Source organism: Variovorax sp. (assembly GCF_035634955.1).
Taxonomy (GTDB): domain Bacteria; phylum Pseudomonadota; class Gammaproteobacteria; order Burkholderiales; family Burkholderiaceae_C; genus Variovorax.
Genome location: NZ_DASQBZ010000016.1, coordinates 226,911 through 244,562 on the forward strand (window position 1 = coordinate 226,911; position 17,652 = coordinate 244,562).

General features: G+C 68.4%; 20 protein-coding genes. 11 read left to right on the top strand and 9 right to left on the bottom strand.

Annotation, left to right across the window (positions count from 1 at the left end):
* Positions 1-118: 118 nt before the first annotated feature.
* The 4 genes from VES41_RS08630 to VES41_RS08645 are packed head-to-tail and all read right to left on the bottom strand — an operon-like array spanning position 119 to position 4,754.
* Positions 119-1,255, bottom strand: a complete 1,137-nt coding sequence (locus VES41_RS08630; protein ID WP_324815562.1) for an ABC transporter substrate-binding protein — start codon at positions 1,253-1,255, stop codon at positions 119-121.
* A 46-nt stretch (positions 1,256-1,301) separates the two neighbouring features.
* Complete coding sequence (locus tag VES41_RS08635; RefSeq protein WP_324815565.1) at positions 1,302-2,066, bottom strand: SDR family NAD(P)-dependent oxidoreductase; 765 nt, start codon at positions 2,064-2,066, stop codon at positions 1,302-1,304.
* On the bottom strand, positions 2,063-3,940 hold the full coding sequence (locus VES41_RS08640) for a feruloyl-CoA synthase (protein ID WP_324815566.1): 1,878 nt from the start codon (positions 3,938-3,940) through the stop codon (positions 2,063-2,065). Before VES41_RS08640 ends, VES41_RS08635 begins: the two co-directional genes overlap by 4 nt.
* 43 nt (positions 3,941-3,983) lie before the next feature.
* Positions 3,984-4,754: a crotonase/enoyl-CoA hydratase family protein gene (locus VES41_RS08645; RefSeq protein WP_324815568.1), complete on the bottom strand. Its 771-nt coding sequence runs from the start codon at positions 4,752-4,754 to the stop codon at positions 3,984-3,986.
* A 118-nt stretch (positions 4,755-4,872) separates the two neighbouring features.
* Here VES41_RS08645 and VES41_RS08650 point away from each other — a divergent pair, with 118 nt between their 5' ends.
* Positions 4,873-5,736 carry an amidohydrolase family protein gene (locus tag VES41_RS08650; RefSeq protein ID WP_324815572.1) on the top strand — a complete coding sequence of 288 codons (864 nt, stop codon included), beginning with the start codon at positions 4,873-4,875 and terminating at the stop codon, positions 5,734-5,736.
* An 11-nt stretch (positions 5,737-5,747) separates the two neighbouring features.
* Here VES41_RS08650 and kefC read toward each other — a convergent pair whose 3' ends face one another.
* Together kefC and VES41_RS08660 are read right to left on the bottom strand one after the other, a co-directional pair.
* Entirely contained in the window at positions 5,748-7,589 is a 1,842-nt protein-coding gene (gene kefC / locus VES41_RS08655; RefSeq protein WP_324815575.1) for a glutathione-regulated potassium-efflux system protein KefC, read from the bottom strand.
* Positions 7,590-7,591: 2 nt separating this feature from the next.
* Complete coding sequence (locus tag VES41_RS08660) at positions 7,592-8,284, bottom strand: NAD(P)H-dependent oxidoreductase (protein WP_324815578.1); 693 nt, start codon at positions 8,282-8,284, stop codon at positions 7,592-7,594.
* A gap of 136 nt (positions 8,285-8,420) precedes the next feature.
* On the opposite strand from VES41_RS08660, the gene VES41_RS08665 reads away from it, so the two are divergent.
* The gene (locus VES41_RS08665; RefSeq protein ID WP_324815580.1) at positions 8,421-9,041 is read left to right on the top strand and encodes a ParA family protein; all 621 of its coding nucleotides are present in this window, start codon (positions 8,421-8,423) and stop codon (positions 9,039-9,041) included.
* A 57-nt stretch (positions 9,042-9,098) separates the two neighbouring features.
* A complete protein-coding gene (locus VES41_RS08670; RefSeq protein WP_324815583.1) occupies positions 9,099-9,560 on the top strand; it encodes a MaoC family dehydratase in 462 nt (153 codons plus the stop codon).
* Positions 9,561-9,581: 21 nt separating this feature from the next.
* Here the strand turns inward: VES41_RS08670 and VES41_RS08675 are convergent, their stop codons facing one another.
* Positions 9,582-10,043, bottom strand: coding sequence for a tRNA (cytidine(34)-2'-O)-methyltransferase (locus VES41_RS08675; protein WP_324815586.1), 462 nt, complete (start codon positions 10,041-10,043; stop codon positions 9,582-9,584).
* 26 nt (positions 10,044-10,069) lie between these two features.
* Positions 10,070-10,807 carry a ComF family protein gene (locus VES41_RS08680; RefSeq protein WP_324815590.1) on the bottom strand — a complete coding sequence of 246 codons (738 nt, stop codon included), beginning with the start codon at positions 10,805-10,807 and terminating at the stop codon, positions 10,070-10,072.
* Positions 10,808-10,829: 22 nt separating this feature from the next.
* Here VES41_RS08680 and VES41_RS08685 point away from each other — a divergent pair, with 22 nt between their 5' ends.
* The 8 genes from VES41_RS08685 (at position 10,830) to VES41_RS08720 (ending at position 17,273) form a co-directional block, all read left to right on the top strand.
* Positions 10,830-11,756 (top strand): biotin synthase, encoded by a 927-nt coding sequence (locus VES41_RS08685; protein WP_324815592.1) that lies wholly within the window; start codon positions 10,830-10,832, stop codon positions 11,754-11,756.
* A gap of 156 nt (positions 11,757-11,912) precedes the next feature.
* A complete protein-coding gene (locus tag VES41_RS08690) occupies positions 11,913-12,389 on the top strand; it encodes a DUF2244 domain-containing protein (protein WP_324815595.1) in 477 nt (158 codons plus the stop codon).
* 72 nt (positions 12,390-12,461) lie between these two features.
* Positions 12,462-13,634 (top strand): cytochrome c oxidase subunit II, encoded by a 1,173-nt coding sequence (gene coxB / locus VES41_RS08695; RefSeq protein ID WP_324815597.1) that lies wholly within the window; start codon positions 12,462-12,464, stop codon positions 13,632-13,634.
* Positions 13,635-13,682: 48 nt separating this feature from the next.
* On the top strand, positions 13,683-15,314 hold the full coding sequence (gene ctaD, locus VES41_RS08700) for a cytochrome c oxidase subunit I (RefSeq protein ID WP_324815599.1): 1,632 nt from the start codon (positions 13,683-13,685) through the stop codon (positions 15,312-15,314).
* A 32-nt stretch (positions 15,315-15,346) separates the two neighbouring features.
* A complete protein-coding gene (locus VES41_RS08705) occupies positions 15,347-15,457 on the top strand; it encodes a cytochrome oxidase small assembly protein (RefSeq protein ID WP_324815762.1) in 111 nt (36 codons plus the stop codon).
* Positions 15,458-15,473: 16 nt separating this feature from the next.
* Positions 15,474-16,094 carry a cytochrome c oxidase assembly protein gene (locus VES41_RS08710; RefSeq protein WP_324815600.1) on the top strand — a complete coding sequence of 207 codons (621 nt, stop codon included), beginning with the start codon at positions 15,474-15,476 and terminating at the stop codon, positions 16,092-16,094.
* The gene (locus VES41_RS08715; protein WP_324815765.1) at positions 16,094-16,342 is read left to right on the top strand and encodes a DUF2970 domain-containing protein; all 249 of its coding nucleotides are present in this window, start codon (positions 16,094-16,096) and stop codon (positions 16,340-16,342) included. The genes VES41_RS08710 and VES41_RS08715 overlap by 1 nt, the downstream gene beginning before the upstream one ends.
* Before the next feature lie 49 nt (positions 16,343-16,391).
* Positions 16,392-17,273, top strand: a complete 882-nt coding sequence (locus tag VES41_RS08720) for a cytochrome c oxidase subunit 3 (RefSeq protein WP_324815602.1) — start codon at positions 16,392-16,394, stop codon at positions 17,271-17,273.
* A 146-nt stretch (positions 17,274-17,419) separates the two neighbouring features.
* On the opposite strand, the gene VES41_RS08725 is transcribed toward VES41_RS08720, so the two are convergent.
* Positions 17,420-17,641 carry a twin transmembrane helix small protein gene (locus VES41_RS08725; protein WP_324815605.1) on the bottom strand — a complete coding sequence of 74 codons (222 nt, stop codon included), beginning with the start codon at positions 17,639-17,641 and terminating at the stop codon, positions 17,420-17,422.
* Between the last annotated feature and the right edge of the window lie 11 nt (positions 17,642-17,652).

Consider the following 17,652-nt stretch of genomic DNA (forward strand, 5'->3'; position numbering starts at 1 on the left):
AAGTTATTCGAAGGGGGCACCCGCTGAACCGGCCTCGCCAGGCCGCCGGGTGCGCCCCCCTCCGCGCGGCGGGAGGGGGTGGCCAAGCGCGTAGCGCCCAGCCTGGGCGCGGGGGGTGTTACTGGACGACCTTGAACTTCCCGTCGACCACCTGCATCATCACGCCGGTCTCGTTGGTGTAGCCCCAGTGGTCCTGGGCGGTCCAGTTGAGAACGCCGTGCGAGATCACCGTGCGGCCCATCGTCTCGAAGGCATCGCGCAGCGCGGCGCGGAATTCCGGCGTGCCCGGCTGCGCCTTCTTCAGCGCGATCGGCACCGCCTTGTCGAGGATGGTGTAGGCGTCGGCACCGTGGCCGGCGAACTGGTTCGCCGAGGCGGCGCCGTAGGCCTTGGTGTACTCGTCCAGGAACGTCAGCGACGCCTTCTTCGACGGGTTGCTGTCGGGCAGCTGCGGGCCCAGCATGGCCGGGCCGGAGACGACGAAGGTGCCGTCGGCATCCTTGCCGGCCACGCGCATCAGGTCAGGCGTGGCCGCGGCATGGGTCTGGTAGACCTTGCCCTTGTAGCCGCGCTCCATGATCGCCTTCTGCGGCATGCCGGCGCCGCTGCCCGAGGCCACGATCAGGATCGCGTCGGGGTTGGCCGACGTGAGCTTGAGCGCCTGCGCGGTGACGCTGGTGTCGGCGCGCGCGAACCGCTCGGTGCCGACGATCTTCATGCCGTTCTTGCCGGCCTCTTCGGTGATGGCCTTGAGCCACAGTTCGCCGTACGCGTCGGTGTAGCCGAGGAAGCCGATGGTCTTGATGCCCTGCTTCTTCATGTGCTCGACCATGGCGTAGGCCATGACGTTGTTCGATTGCGGCAGGCGGAAGAACCACTTGTCCTTGCCCGGCGGCAGGCCGGCCGGCGAGGTGGCGAGCTGCGGCGTACCGGCCTCGGCCGTGACGTCGGCCATCGGGATCGCCACCGGCGTGGCGGACGAACCGACGATGACGTCGACCTTGTCCTCGGTCACCAGTCGCTGCGCCGCCTTGACGCCCGCGGTCGGGTCGCTGGCGTCGTCCAGCACCACCAGCTTGATGTTCTGGCCGGCGACGGTCTTGGGCCAGATCATGATGGCGTTCTTCACCGGAATGCCCAGGCCGGAGGCCGGTCCGGTCAGGGGCTGCACCACGCCGACCGTCAGGTCGGCATGGGCGGCGCCCGCAAAGGCCAGCGCGAACAGGCTGGCGAGCATCGTCTTCTTGATCTTCATGATGTCTCCTCGGGTTGATGAAGCAGGGAATCCGGCGTTGACGGGACTAGCGCGGCGCCATGCGAAGGGCGCCGTCGAGGCGGATGACTTCGCCGTTGAGATGGCCGTTGACGACGAAATGGCAGGCCAGCTCGGCGAACTCCGAGGGCTCGCCCAGGCGGGGCGGGAACGGGATGGAGGCGGCCAGCGACTGCTGCACCGCCTCGGGGAGCTCCTTGAGCAGCGGCGTGGCGAACAGGCCGGGCGCGATGGTGCACACGCGAATGCCGTGCTGAGCCAGGTCGCGCGCCATCGGCAGCGTCATGCCGACCAGCCCGCCCTTGGACGCGCTGTAGGCCTGCTGGCCGACCTGGCCGTCGAAGGCGGCCACGGAGGCGGTGAACAGGATCACGCCGCGCTCGCCGCCTTCTTGCGGCGGCTGCTGTGCGCAGGCCGCGGCAAACAGGCGGCTCATGTTGTAGGCGCCGATCAGGTTGACGTTGACCACGCGCTGAAAGTCTTCCAGCGGCGCGGCGGTGCCGTCCTTGCCGACGATGCGCCGCGCGCTGCCGATGCCGGCGATGTTCATCAGGATGCGTGCCGGCCCGTGCGCCTTCTGCGCTGCATCGAGCGCGGCGGTGACGCTGGCGGTGTCGGTGATGTCGCATTCGCACGCGATGCCGCCGATCTCGCCGGCCACCTTGCGGGCCAGTTCGCCGTTGCGGTCGAGCACCGCGACCTTGGCGCCCTTGGCGGCCAGGGCCCGCGCGGTGGCTTCGCCCAGTCCGGAGGCGCCGCCGGTCACGACGGCGGCTTGGGATTCGATCTTCATGATTCGGTTGTTCTCCTGGAAGAAAGGGGCAGCAGCGTGAAGGGCAGGGTGCCGGCGTGCATGGCGTCGACCAGTGCCGCGCGGTGCTTGAGCACGGCGCGCTGGTTGATCGAACCCTTGTCGGTCACCTCGCCCTTGTCGATCGACGGCGGCTCGTGCATCAGGTGCATGCGCGCCACGCGGCTGGCACTGCCGGTGGCGCCGGCGGCCAGTTCGTCCAGCACCTTCTGGAAGTGCGCCTGCACCGGCGCGCTTTCGAGCACTTGCCGCATCGGCGCATCGGCCGGCAGGCCGGCGAGCTGGCGCACCGCCTGCGTCGGAAAGACCAGCGCGCCGACTTCCTTCATGTTCAGGCCGGTGAGCACCGCGTCCTGGATGTACGGCGCGCCGGCGGCGATGATCTTCGCGCGCATCGGCCCGACGCTGACGAAGGTGCCGGTGGCGAGCTTGAAGTCCTCGGCGATGCGGCCGTCGAAGCGCAGGCCGCGGTGCACGTCTTGCGGGTCGATCCACGCGACGGCGTCGCCGGTGCGGAAGTAGCCTTCCTCGTCGAAGGCCTCGGCAGTCGCCTGCGGATCGCGCCAGTAGCCGGGCGTGATGTTGGGGCCGCGGTAGCGCACCTCGGTCTTGCCGTCCACGTCCACCAGCTTGAGCGACAGGCCGGGCGTGGGCAGGCCGAGGTCGCCCGAAGTCACCTCCGGGCCGGAGATGTACAGCGCGAACGGGCCGGATTCGGTCATGCCCAGGCCGGTGCCCATCACGATGCGCTCGCCGATCTCGGTCTCCTGCGTGCGGTGCAGGCTGTCCCACACCGCCTGCGGCAGGGCGGCGCCGGCATAGAAGAACATGCGCACGCGCGACAGCAGCGTGCGGCGCAGCTGCGCGTCGGTCTCCATTGCCTGGGCGATGGCCTCGAAGCCGGTCGGCACGTTGAAGTAGATGGTCGGCGCGATCTCGCGCAGGTTGCGCAGCGTCTCGGCCATGCCGGGGGGCGTGGGGCGGCCGTCGTCGATGTACAGCGTGCCGCCGTTGCTCAGCACGATGCCGACGTTGTGGTTGCCGCCGAAGGTGTGGTTCCAGGGCAGCCAGTCGATCAGGACCGGCGGCTCCTCGGCCAGCGCCGGAATGGAGTGGCGCAGCTGCTGCTGGTTGGCGCACCACATGCGGTGCGTGTTGATCACCGCCTTGGGCATCTTGGTCGAGCCCGAGGTGAACAGGAACTTGGTGATGGTGTCCGGCCCGGTGGCGCGCTGCGCGGCATCCGCCGCGGGCGTCGGCTCGGTCGCCAGCAGCGCCTGGAAGGGCGTGGTGGCGCGGTCGGGCAGTTCGCCATCGGCCAGCACCACCTCGACGTCCGGCGCGACCGTGGCCGCGATGGCGCGGCCGAAGCGCGCGGCGTCGGCCGCGAAGACCATGCCGGGCGTGAGCGTGGCCATCACGTGGCGCAGCTTGTCGAAGTCCTGGCTGACCACCGAGTACGGCGGCGAGACCGAGCAGTGCGGCACCCCGGCGTACAGGCAGCCGAGCTTGAGCAGCGCATGCTCGATGCCGTTCTCGGACAGGATGGCCACCGGGCGCTCGGGCGACAGGCCGCGCTCGAGCAGCGCCTGCGCGATCCGGCGAGCGGCGTCCAGCGCCTGGGCGTACGTCACGTGGATCCAGTCGCCGGTGCGGCCGTCCGGCAGGCGTTCGCGCCGGGCGATCATGGTGCGCTGGGGCGCCACCTCCGCCCAGTGCAGCAGGCGGTCGGTGATGCGCTCGCAATACGGGGCCAGCGGCACCTCGGCCTCGAGGTAGCGCACCCCCGGCGCGCCCTCGCGGACCACGCCGCGCGTCACGCCGAATTCCAGGGGCCGATAGCGGGCAGACGTCATGGGGATACGCCTGCCAGGACGACGGCGAGCGCGCGCGGTGCCTTCATTTGGCCACCTTGGCTGCGCGGCCTTCCAGGAAATCGTTGAGCCGCTGCTTCGCCTCCGGCGCGGACTGGGCGATCGCGCAGATCAGCGATTCGGTGAAGAAGCCGTGGTCCGCGCTCTGGTCGGCGATGCGCGGCAGCGCGTGCATCAGCGCGTAGTTGGTCAGCGGCGCGTTCTGCGCGATGCGGCGTGCCAGTTCCATTGCCTTGTCGAAGGCGGTGCCCTCGGGCACCAGGTACTGGGCGAAGCCGGCGCGCTCGCCGGCCTCGGCGTCGTAGACGCGGCCGGTGAGCATCATGTCGGTCATGCGCGCGACCCCGATCAGGCGCGGGATGCGCACCGAGCCGCCGCCGCCGACGAAGATGCCGCGCGAGCCCTCGGGCAGCGCGTAGAAGCTGCTCGTGTCGGCCACGCGGATGTGGCAGGCGCTGGCCAGTTCGAGCCCTCCGCCCACCACGGCGCCGTGCAGCGCCGCCACCACCGGCACCGGGCCGTGCTGGATGCGCTCGAGCGCGGCATGCCACATGCGCGAGTGGTGCATGCCCTGGGCGGCATCGCGCTCCTTCAGTTCGGACAGGTCGAGGCCGGCGCAGAAGTGCGGGCCGTCGCCGTCGATGACTGCGGCGCGCACGGTGTCGGGCAGTTGTTCGAAGGTGTCGCGCAGGGCGAGAATGAGCCCGTCGTTGAGGGCGTTGCGCTTGGCGGCGCGCATCAGTCGAATGACGGCGATCTCGCCTTGCAGTTCGAGTTGAAGGTCAGCTTGGGGCATGGATTGCATCCGGAAGTTGACGCGATTATGGTTATGACAAATAATCAATTCAAGCTGAAAACGGGCATCCAGACTTGGGAGTTACCCCTATCCTGCTGACAACCCGGAGACATCCCGAATGGACATCGCCAACCTCATCGCCATCGACACCCACACCCACGCTGAAGTCAGCTGCTGGAACCCGTTCGACAACTACGGCGAGGAGTACGACCGCGCCGCCGACAAGTACTTCCGCTCCAGCCGCCGGCCGACCATCCAGGAAAGCATCGACTACTACCGCGAGCGCAAGATCGGCTTCGTGATGTTCGGCGTGGATGCCGAGTCGAACATGGGGCGCCGGCGCATCCCGAACGAGGAGATCGCCGAGGCGGCGCAGAAGAACCCGGACGTGATGATCGCATTCGGCAGCGTCGACCCGCACAAGGGAAAGATGGGCGCGCGCGAGGCGCGCCGGCTCATCGAGGAACACGGCGTGCGCGGCTTCAAGTTCCACCCCACGGTGCAGGGCTACCACCCGTACGACCGCATGGCCTGGCCGATCTACGAGGTGATCGCCGAGCACAAGCTGCCGGCGGTGTTCCACACCGGCCACAGCGGCATCGGCTCGGGCATGCGCTGCGGCGGCGGCCTGCGGCTCGAATACAGCAACCCGATGCACCTGGACGACGTGGCGATCGACTTCCCGGACATGCAGATCATCATGGCGCACCCGAGCTTCCCGTGGCAGGACGAGGCGCTGTCGGTGGCCACGCACAAGCCCAATGTGTGGATCGACCTGTCGGGCTGGAGCCCCAAGTACTTTCCGAAGCAGCTGGTGCAGTACGCCAACACGCTGCTCAAGGACCGCATCCTGTTCGGCAGCGACTACCCGCTGATCACGCCGGACCGCTGGATGAAGGACTTCGAGGACGCCGGGTTCAAGCCCGAGGTGATGCCCGGGATCCTGAAGGGCAACGCGGCGCGGCTGCTGGGGCTGGCCTGAGCGGCTTGCGCTCAGCCGGCCTGCTCGTCGTCCTCGACCCAGCCCTTGACCGCCACGCGGCGCCGCGCCTCGCGCTCCATGGCCATCTGCTCCTCGAGCTGTTGGCGCCCCGCCTTGGCGGCGCTGATGAGCTGGGCGCGGTCCCGGTAGAGCGGATGCGACTCCTCGGCGAAGCGGATGTTCAACTGCCGGAAGCGCATCACGTTCTCGCGCGCCTCGTGCGCCGGCCAGCCCAGGATCTCGAGCACCTGGCGCGCGCTGCGCAGTGACGACTCGAATACCTCGCGCTCGGCCATGTGCACGCCCCGGTCGCGCAGCTGGTACCAGTGGTTGAGGTTGCGTGCGCGCGCGACGATGCGTGCCTCGGGAAAGTGCTCGCGTGCCAGGTCGATGATGGACAGCGACTGCTCCACGTCGTCCACCGCCACCACCAGCACCTTGGCGGTGGCCGCGCCGGCGATGCGCAGCAGGTCGAGCCGCGTGGCGTCGCCGTAGAACACGCGAAAGCCGAACTGGCGCAGGCCTTCCACGGTGTCCGGGTCGTGGTCGAGCACGGTCACCTTCAGGCCCTGGGCGCTCATCACGCGGCCGACGATCTGCCCGTACCGGCCGAAGCCGCAGATCAGCACCTTGGCCTCCTGCGGCTGCGAGATTTCCTCCAGCGTGCGGCTGCCCTGCGTGCACCAGTGCGGCATGAGCCAGCGGTCGATCGCCACCAGCAGCAGCGGCGACAGCAGCATCGACAGGGCGACCGCGCCGATGAGAAAGGACGACACGGCGTGCGGCAGCACGTTGGGTCCGGCCGCCTGGAAGACCACGAAGGCGAACTCGCCACCCTGCGCCAGCAGCAGCGTGAACACGGGCCGCTCCTGCACCGGCAGCTTCATGGCCTTGGCCAGGCTGTAGATCGCCGCTGCCTTGACGAGCATGAAGCCGGCCACCACCAGCGCCATCCATCCCGGGTGCGCCAGCAGCACGCCGAAATCGATGCTCATGCCCACGGCGATGAAGAACAGGCCGAGCAGCAGCCCCTTGAACGGCTCGATGTCGGTTTCCAGTTCGCGCCGGTATTCGCTGTCGGCCAGCAGCACGCCGGCCAGGAAGGCGCCCAGGGCCATCGACAGGCCGAGCTGCTGCATCAGCGCGGCAATGGCCACGACCAGCAGCAGGGAGGCGGCGGTGAAGATCTCCGGCGTGCGGCTGCGGGCAATCCAGCGCAGGGCCGGGCGCAGCAGCAGCCGCCCGCCGAGGATGACGGCGGCGACCACCGCGACGATCTTGAGGCCTTCGAGCGCCCGCTCCCAGCCGCCGGCCTGCCCGGCGGCTTCCGGGCCGACGGCCAGCAGCGGCAGCAGCGCCAGGATGGGAATGGCCGCCACGTCCTGGAACAGCAGGATCGAGAAGGACGCCTGGCCGCTCTCGGTGCGCAGCAGGTTGCGCTCGCCCATGACCTGGAGCGCGATGGCGGTGGACGACAGCGCCAGCCCCAGCGCCGCCACGGTCGCGATGTGCCAGTCGATGCCGGCGGCCAGGGCAACGCCGAAGATCAGCGCCGCGCACAGCAGCACCTGCGCCGAGCCGGCGCCGAAGATCGGCCGGCGCAGGCTCCAGAGACGGCGCGGTTCCAGTTCCAGGCCCACGAGGAAGAGCATGAGTACGACGCCGAATTCGGCAAAGTGCAGCACGTCCTGAGTGTTTCCCACGAGCTTCAGGCCCCACGGGCCGATGACGATGCCCGCGGCCAGGTAGCCGATGATGGAGCCCAGCCCCAACGCCTTGGACAGCGGCACCACCGCCACGGCGGCGCCGAGGTAGATCAGCGAATTGATGAGCCAGGCCGGTGCGTGCTCCATGCTCAGGACTCCTGCGCCAGCGGCGCGGCTTCGGCGGGCGCGGCGGCGGCCTCGTCATGGTCGACCGGCCGGTCGGACTGCGGCACGATGCAGCGCGGGCAGGGCTCGATCTCGTCCATCTCGGGCCAGTCCGGGTAGCTGCGCAGGCGATGGTCGAACACCTCGGCATGTGCCTCGACCTGCGCCGGCGTGGCCGTGCGTGCGCCGTGCAGCATCAGCGGCGGCAGGAAGCGCATGCCGCACAGCGCGGCGGTCTGCTCGTAGGCCGGCAGGAAGGCGTCGAAGAAATAGCGGTTGTAGCCCTGCGGGTGGTAGCTCGATTCCGGCCCGCCGGTGCTGGCGGCCAGCCAGAAGTCCTTGCCCCGCAGCGCGCTGCCGTCGGCGCCGTAGGCCCAGCCGTAGGCCAGCACTTCGTCGAGCCACAGCTTCTGCAGCGGCGGCATCGAGTACCACTGGATCGGGTGCATCAGGACCAGCAGGTCGGCCTGGGCCAGCCGGGCCTGCTCGGCCTCGACGTCGATCACGTAGTCGGGATAGGTGGTGTACAGGTCGTTGACGTCGACGCCCGGGGCCTGGCGTGCCACCTCCAGCAGGCGGCGGTTGACATGGGATTCGCGCCATCGCGGGTGGGCGGCGATGAGATAGATGCTGCGCGCGGCGACGGGTGCAGCAGGGGCGTCGTGATTCGATGGCATGGCGGCGAACATAGCGCACTGGCGCCGGCGGCGTCCAACGTGCGGCATGCGTCGGCGCGGCGCTGCGGACCCGAGCGGCTGCGGCACGTTACGGGGCTGATACATTCCGGGCGTCGGACGGACTGGAGGAACGCTCATGCCGGTGGTTCTGGTCGCCAACCCCAAGGGTGGCGTCGGTAAGTCAACGCTCGCGACGCAGGTCGCCGGGTACTTCGCCAGCCGCGGCCGGGCGGTCATGCTCGGCGACGTGGACCGGCAGCAGTCGTCCCGCCTGTGGCTGAGCCTGCGGCCTGCTTCGGCCGCCCCGATCGCCACCTGGGAGGCGACCGACACCGAAGGCGTGGTGCGGCCGCCCAAGGGCACCACGCATGCGGTGCTGGATTCGCCGGCCGGCCTGCACGGCAAGCGGCTGCGCGAGGTGCTGGCCCTGTCCGACCGGGTGATCGTGCCGCTGCAGCCGAGCATCTTCGACATCTATGCCACCCGCGACTTCCTCGACCGGCTCAAGGAACAGCGCAACGCGGCCAGGACGCGCATCGGCCTGGTGGCGATGCGGGTCGACGGCCGCACGCTGGCGGCCGAGCGGTTGCGAGAGTTCACCGCCGGCCTCGGGCTGCCCGTCATCGGCGAGGTGCGCGACACGCAGAACTACGTCCAGCTGGCTGCGCGCGGGCTGAGCGTCTTCGACGTGGCACCTTGGCGCGTGCAGCGCGACCTGGAGCAGTGGCGCCCGATCTGCGCCTGGCTCGAGGGCTGAAGCGCCTGTCGCCTGCCCGACAAGGCGCCCCGCGCCGCCGCGGATAGAGTGCGCCACATGACCAAGAAGACCTTCCAGACCCTCCAGGACCTGTCCGCATGCGTCGGCCAGGAAGTCGCCGTCAGCGACTGGATCACCATCACCCAGGAACAGGTGAACCAGTTCGCCGAGGCGACCGGCGATCACCAGTGGATCCACGTCGACGTCGAGAAGGCGAAGAAGGGGCCGTTCGGCGCCCCGATCGCCCACGGCTTCCTGACCCTGTCGCTGCTGCCGCTGTTCTTCCAGAACGCGGTCGAGGTGGTGCAGGCGCGCATGGGCGTCAACTACGGCCTCAACCGCGTGCGCTTCATGTCGCCGGTGCCGGTGGGCAGCCGCCTGCGCGCCCGCATGAAGCTGCTGTCGAGCGAGCCGATCGACAACGACGGCGTGCAGATGGTGTGGGAGACCACCATCGAGCTCGAAGGCGCCACCAAGCCTGCCTGCGTGGCCGAATCGGTCGCGCGCCGCTACGCCTGAGACGGGCCGAGGCGGGCGCGTTCAGGCAAATTCGTTCTGGCGCCAGGCCTCGAACACCGTCACCGCGACTGCATTCGAGAGGTTGAGGCTGCGCTGGCCCGGGCGCATCGGCAGCCGCAGCCGCTGGGCTTCGGGAAAGGACTCGCGCAGCTCGGGCGCCAGGCCGCGGCTCTCGGCCCCGAAGACAAGCCAGTCGCCGGGGCAAAACCGCACCTCGTGCACCGGCCGGCTGCCGCGGGTGGTCATGGCAAACATGCGCTCGGCAGGCGGCTGGTGCGCGTCGACCAGGGCCTGCCAGCTGGCATGCCGGCGCACCGGCGCGTACTCGTGGTAGTCGAGCCCGGCGCGCCGCAGCAGCCGGTCGTCCATCGAGAAACCGAGCGGCTCGACCAGGTGCAGCGCGCAGCCCGTGTTGGCCGCCAGGCGGATCACGTTGCCGGTGTTGGGCGGAATCTCCGGCTCGACGAGAACGATGTTGAACATGGCGCGATTGTCCGCGCGGCGGCTGGTCAGTCCGGCGCCGGCGCCTCGGTCCGCGCGAAGACGACCGCCGACACCCCGGCGGCTCCGGCATCGCGCAAGGCCTGCGCGGCGGCGAAGAGCGACGCGCCGCTGGTCATCACGTCGTCCACCAGGGCCACCTGCGCGCCCTGCAGGCGGTGCGCCCGCGCCGGCGCGACGGCGAAGGCGCCGCGCAGGTTGGCCAGCCGCGCGCGGCGGTCCAGGCCGCTTTGCGGCGTGGTCTCGCGCGTGCGCAGGAGCAGGCGCGGCTCCAGCCGCTGCGCGGGGACCAGGCGGCGCGCCAGCTCCAGCGCTTGGTTGAAGCCGCGCTGGCGCAGCCTGCCGGGCGCCAGCGGCATGGGCACGACGACCTGCGCGGCGTCCAGCACCGGTTCCACCCAGGGCGCGCTGCGCATCAGGGTCGCGATCGTCGCCGCCCATCCGGGGTCGCCCTGGTACTTGAAGCGGCCGATGTGCTCCGGCCAGGGCCAGGCGTAGTCGCAGCAGGCCGCGCAGGCGTCCAGCGGCGGCGGATGGCGCAGGCATGCGCCGCACCGGGTGACGCCGTCGGGCACGGGCAGGGCGCAACACTGGCAGCGCGGCACCGGGCGGGCGAAGCGGGCCGCGCAGGCATCGCACACGGTCCGCGCCGGCCAGGCATGGCAGATCGCGCATTGCCCGGACAGGCGTTCGTGCCATCCCCGGCGCCAGGGCCATGCGCGCAGGGCGGCAGGGAGTCTGACCATGCCTCAATATACTTGCCGCCCCATGCCTGAGACAGAGCCCACGCGGCGTCCCCCGACCATTGATGCCGCCGCCGCCTCGCGCTGGGCACGGCTGCCCGTGACGCAGGGCTCGCCCTGGCTGCACGAAGAAGTGGGGCGCCGCATGGCCGACCGCCTGCAATGGATCAAGGCCGCGCCGGCCACGTGGGCCGACTGGGCGCCCCTGCGCGGGGGCCTGGAAGCCCACGCGCTGGTGGCCGCCCGCTACCCGCAGGCGCAGGCCATCGTGATCGAGCCGGAACCGGCGTTGCGCGCCGCCACCGAGGCGGCGCTGGCCGCGCCGTGGTGGCGCGCGCGGCGCTGGCTCGGGCCGCAGCCGCGCTTCGGCGCCGACGCCGCGCCGCCCGATGGCGTCGGCCTGCTGTGGGCCAACATGGCCCTGCACGCCGCCGCCGATCCGCAATCGCTGATCGGCCAGTGGCACCGGTTGGTGGCGGTCGACGGATTCCTCATGTTCTCCTGCCTCGGCCCCGACACCTTGCGGGAGCTGCGCGAGCTGCACCGCGAAGCCGGCTGGCCGCCGGCCGGGCACGAGTTCACCGACATGCACGACTGGGGCGACATGCTGGTCGGCGCCGGATTTGCCGAGCCGGTGATGGACATGGAGCACATCCAGCTGTCATGGAGCTCGCCCCAGGCCTGCCTGGACGAGCTTCGCACCATCGGGCGCAACCTGCATCCGGCGCGCTTCGGCGCCCTGCGCGGGCGGGGGTGGCTGGCGGCGCTGCATGGGGCGCTGGCCCGGCGAGCGTTGCAGGCAGGCGACGGACGCCTGTCGATGACCATCGAAATCGTCTACGGCCACGCCTTCAAGCCGGCCCCGAAAGTGGCCTTGTCGCCGCAAAGCGCGGTGTCCTTGAGGGACATGCGATCGATGCTGCAACAGGGTCGCGGCGGCGGTGTCAGATAGGCCCAACAACAAGGCTGTACACCGCGTCAACCCTGGTGAACCCCAGCAAAACCTCCCGCTACAATGCCTCGTTGCGCGAACATTCGTCCTCGCTTTCCTGGCCCGAGCAACGACAGTTTTGACGGCCGATTTGCCTCGATTGACTGAACTTCGCCCGTGCCGAATTCCGTGTTCCGTTTTGCCACCGTCTCCGGCCAAGGCATCCGCTGGCTGCTCAGACGCAACTGCTCGGTCACCCCGAGCCAGTTGGGCTGGCTCTACGTTTCGCTGTGTTTGGTCTCGCTGTGCATCGGAACCGGTTTCTGGCTGCACGGCGCGACGCTGGTGCTGCCATTTGCGTGGGCAGAGCTGGCGGCGGTCGGAGTGGCGTTGCTGGTCTACGCCAGGCACGCGGCAGATGGGGAGACGATCGAGCTGCAGGCCGGAAGGCTGATCGTCGAGCTGGAGAACGGGGGGCATTGGCAGCGCACGGAGTTCTTGCCGCACCAGGTGCGGATCGAGCCGGAGGCCAGCGATCGCTCGCTGATCACGGTCTCGGGCCAGGGTCGTTCAGTCAAGGTGGGCCGCTTCGTGCGGCCCGAACTTCGGGCGGCGCTGGCACGGGAGATCCGCATGGCGCTGCGCGATGCCTGACAAGGCGGCGCGGCGCAGTCCAAGCCGACGGTCTGGCCGATGGGTTAACTGGAAAATGAAGAAGTGAACACGATGAAGAGCAAGTGGTACATGCCAGCGAATCTGTTCCTGGCGGCTGGCGCGGCGTTCAGTGGTTCGGCCTGGGCCGTGGGCGATCTGGCCGGTGGGCCGGCGGTTCGCCAGTTGAACCTGCCGGTCGGCGTCACCAAGGTTGCCGAAGAGCAGCACTTGCTCCACAACTGGATGCTGATCCTGTGCACGGTGATCTTCGTCGGCGTGTTCGCGGTCATGTTCTATTCGATCTGGAAGCACCGCAAGTCGGTCGGCCACAAGGCGGCCAACTTCCACGAGTCGGTCGTCGTCGAGGTCATCTGGACCATCGTCCCCTTCGTCATCGTCATCCTCATGGCGCTGCCGGCCACCAAGCTCCTGGTCGCGCAGAAGGACACCACCAATGCCGACCTGACCATCAAGGCGACCGGCTACCAGTGGAAGTGGGGCTACGACTACATCAAGGGCGAGGGCGAAGGCCTGGGCTTCATCTCCACGCTGCTGCCCGAGCAGCGCGCCATGTCCAATGCCGGCGCCAAGAACGCGCCCGACAACTACCTGCTGGAAGTCGACAACCCGCTGGTGGTGCCGGTCAACCAGAAGATCCGCATCATCACCACCGCCAACGACGTGATCCACGCCTTCGCGGTACCGCAGTTCGGCATCAAGCAGGACGCCATCCCCGGCTTCGTGCGCGACACCTGGTTCCGCGCCGAGAAGATCGGCGACTACTACGGCCAGTGCCAGGAACTGTGCGGCAAGGAACACGCCTACATGCCGATCCACGTGAAGGTGGTCTCGGCGGACGACTACACCGCCTGGGTCGACACCAAGCGCAAGGAAGCGGCGGCCAAGCAGGACGATCCGAACAAGGTCTGGACGCTGCCCGAGATCCTGGCCCGCGGCGAGAAGGTCTACGCCGCCAACTGCGCCGCCTGCCACCAGGCCAACGGCAAGGGCGCCGGCCCGATCAAGGCGCTCGACGCCTCGGCGATCGTGCTCGACGCCGACCATGCCAAGCAGATCGACGTGGTGCTTCAAGGCCGCAACAACGGTGCCATGCCATCCTGGAAGCACCTGAGCGACACCGACATCGCGGCGGTGGTGAGCTTCACCAAGAACAGCTGGTCCAACAAGACCGGCCAGCTCGTGCAGCCGGCCGAGGTGCTGGCCGAGCGCAAGAAGATCCAGTGACGCCCGGCGCGCCCACGACGAAGTAGCGACAAGCCAAGGAATACCGAAATGAGTGCAGTCCTCGATCCCCACGGACACGCCGGCGGCCACGCGCACGACGACGAGCAACACCATCATCCGCACGGCTGGCGCCGCTGGGTGTTCGCCACGAACCACAAGGACATCGGGACGCTCTACCTGCTGTTCTCGTTCACGATGCTGATCGTGGGCGGCATCCTGGCGCTGGGCATCCGGGCCGAGCTGTTCCAGCCCGGCCTGCAGCTGGTCAACCCCGAGCTGTTCAACCAGTTCACCACCATGCACGGCCTGATCATGGTGTTCGGCGCGATCATGCCGGCCTTCGTCGGCTTCGCGAACTGGATGATCCCGCTGCAGATCGGCGCCTCCGACATGGCGTTCGCGCGGATGAACAACCTCAGCTTCTGGCTGCTGATCCCGGCTGCCCTGATGCTGGTGGGTTCGTTCTTCATGCCCGGCGGCGCCCCGGCAGCAGGCTGGACGCTCTACGCGCCGCTGACGCTGCAGATGGGCCCGTCGATGGACGCCGGCATCTTCGCCATGCACATCATGGGCGCCAGCTCGATCATGGGCTCGATCAACATCATCGTGACCATCCTGAACATGCGCGCACCGGGCATGACGCTCATGAAGATGCCGATGTTCTGCTGGACCTGGCTGATCACCGCCTACCTGCTGATCGCGGTCATGCCCGTGCTGGCCGGTGCCATCACGATGACGCTGACCGACCGCCACTTCGGCACCAGCTTCTTCAACCCCGCCGGCGGCGGCGACCCGGTGATGTACCAGCACATCTTCTGGTTCTTCGGCCACCCCGAGGTCTACATCATGATCTTGCCGGCCTTCGGCATCGTCAGCCAGATCGTTCCGGCCTTCGCCCGCAAGAAGCTGTTCGGCTACGCGTCGATGGTGTATGCCACCAGCTCCATCGCGATCCTGTCGTTCATCGTGTGGGCGCACCACATGTTCACCACCGGCATGCCGGTGACCGGCCAGCTGTTCTTCATGTATGCGACCATGCTGATCGCGGTGCCCACGGCGGTGAAGATCTTCAACTGGATCGCCACCATGTGGCAGGGCTCGATGACCTTCGAGACGCCGATGCTGTTCGCAGTGGGCTTCATCTTCGTGTTCACGATGGGTGGCTTCACCGGCCTGATCCTGGCCATGGCCCCGATCGACATCCAGCTGCAGGACACCTACTACGTGGTGGCCCACTTCCACTATGTGCTGGTGGCCGGCTCCCTGTACGCCATGTTCGCGGGCTTCTACTACTGGGTGCCCAAGTGGACCGGCGTGATGTATGACGAGATGCGCGGCAAGATCCACTTCTGGTGGTCGCTGATCTCTTTCAACCTCACCTTCTTCCCGATGCACTTCCTGGGCCTGGCGGGCATGCCGCGCCGCTACGCCGACTATCCGATGCAGTTCGCCGACTTCAACGCGGTGGCTTCGGTGGGCGCGTTCGCCTTCGGCCTGGCGCAGGTGTACTTCTTCTTCTTCATCGTGCTGCCGACCATGCGCGGCAAGGGCGAGCCGGCGCCGCAGAATCCGTGGGAAGGCGCCGAGGGCCTCGAGTGGGAAGTGCCGTCGCCGGCGCCGTTCCATACCTTCGAGACGCCGCCCAAGCTCGACGCCACCGCCACCCGCGTGGTCGGCTGAGCCCGCCGCACCGAATGAGCAGCCCAGCCGCCATGACGCCCGAGCAGAAGAAGAACAACCGCCGTCTGGGCCTGATCCTGGCCTCGATCGCCCTGGTGTTCTTCTTCGGCTTCCTGGCGCGCATGATCTTCATGCGCGGTTGAGACCGCACGACCGGCCATGGCCAAGACCGAGCGCATCCGACGCGGCAACCTGCGCATGGTGGGCAAGCTGGCCGTGGTCACGGCCGGCATGTTCGCCTTCGGCTATGCGCTGGTGCCCATGTACCGCGCGATCTGCGAAGTCACCGGCATCAACATCCTGGCGGTGTCGGAGTTGCAGGTGCCCGGCGGTGCCGCCGGCGGCAAGGACGTTCGGGTCGACAACACCCAGGTCGACCGCAGTCGCACCATCACGGTCGAGTTCGACGCCAATGCGCGCGGGCTGTGGGAGTTCCATCCGGAAGTGCGCTCGATGCAGGTGCACCCGGGCGAACTCAACACCGTGATGTACGAGTTCCAGAACACGCAGAACCGCCGCATGGCGGCCCAGGCCATTCCCAGCTACGCGCCACAGCAGGCGGCACCGTACTTCAACAAGGTCGAGTGCTTCTGCTTCAACCAGTACACGCTGCAGCCGGGCGAGAGCAAGCACTGGCCGGTGGCGTTCGTGATCGATCCGAAGATATCCAAGGACGTCAAGACGATCACGCTGTCGTACACCTTCTTCGAGGTGGGTTCGCCCATTCCCGCGGCGCCGGCCGGCCCGGTCGCCGCGAACACCGCGGAGCCGCGTTCGTGATGGCCGCGAGCGATCCGCGCCACGAGCAGGATGCCGCTCCGGCCGCCGGCGGCGAGGCGCGCAAGCCGTCGCTGCTGCGCACCGTGCAGGCCGTGGCATGGGGTTTCTTCGGCGTGCGCAAGAACAGCGCCTATGAGGAAGACATCCGGCGCCTGACGCCGCTGCACGTGGTCGCCGTCGGCCTGGTCGCGGTGGTGCTGCTGGTGCTGGGCCTGGTGGCCTTGGTGAAATTCGTGGTGGCGCCGTGAGCGGCCACCGCAAGACGAGCAATAGAGAACGACAAAGCAGGAGCGATTCATGAGTTCGACCGCCCACGGCAGCACGCCCTACTACTATGTGCCGGCCCCCTCGGCCTATCCGGTGCTCAGCGCCATTGGCCTGTTCTTCGTGATTCTGGGCGCGGCCCAGTGGATCAACGGGCACGCCTGGGGCGCCTGGTCTCTGCTGGCGGGCATGCTGATCTGGCTCAGCACCCTGTTCCGCTGGTTCCGCTCGGCCGCGCGCGAGAGCGAGAGCGGCCAGTACGGCCACAAGGTCGACCTGTCGTACCGCTGGAGCATGAGCTGGTTCATCTTCTCGGAGGTGATGTTCTTCGGCGCCTTCTTCACCGCGCTGTGGTGGGCCCGCACGCACGCGCTGCCCACGCTCGGCAGCCTCGACAACGCCCTTTTGTGGCCGGACTTCAAGGCGGTGTGGCCCACGCTCGCGGCCGGTGCCACCGGTTCGCCGGCCAACATCGTCGAGCCCTTCCAGACGGTCGGTCCGTTCTGGCTGCCGACCATCAACACGGCGCTGCTGCTGAGCTCGGGCGTGACCATCACACTGGCGCACCATGCGCTGCGCGCAGGCCACCGGGCCCAGACGATCCGCTTCATGTGGCTGACGGTGGCACTGGGCTTCATCTTCCTGTGCGTGCAGGGCTACGAGTACCACCACCTCTACACCGAGCTGAACCTCAAGCTGAGCTCCGGGACCTACGGCTCGACCTTCTTCATGCTGACCGGGTTCCACGGCCTGCACGTGTTCATCGGCATGCTGATGCTGTTCTTCATCACGCTGCGACTGCGTGCCGGACACTTCACCGCGGAGCGCCACTTCGGCTTCGAGGGCGCTGCCTGGTACTGGCACTTCGTCGACGTGGTGTGGCTCGGTCTGTACTTCCTCGTCTACTGGCTCTGAGCCGCAACGATGGGTTTCTCTTTGCTTGACGGGGAATTGCGCCGGGCATCCGGCGCACTGCGCCACTGATGCGACAATTTGATCGTCAGGCAGGAAGAAAGCGCCGCAAGGCGCTTTTTTCTTGGGGGCACGAAGAACGCCCCGACCTATTTGCCGACCGGCAGGCCCCCTGGCTGGATGAGCCCGAATTTCCAGGCCAGCAGCACGCAAAGGAACAAAATCACCGACAACGCAATCCGAAGGGTGAGCGCGCGCGCCATCCCTCCCGATTTGCCGCGGCCGTCGCGTCCCCCCTTCAGCATGAAGAACAGCGCGGCCGCCAGACAGGCCAGTATGCCCAGCAGGGCAACGGCAATCACGAATTTCATGACACGGATTA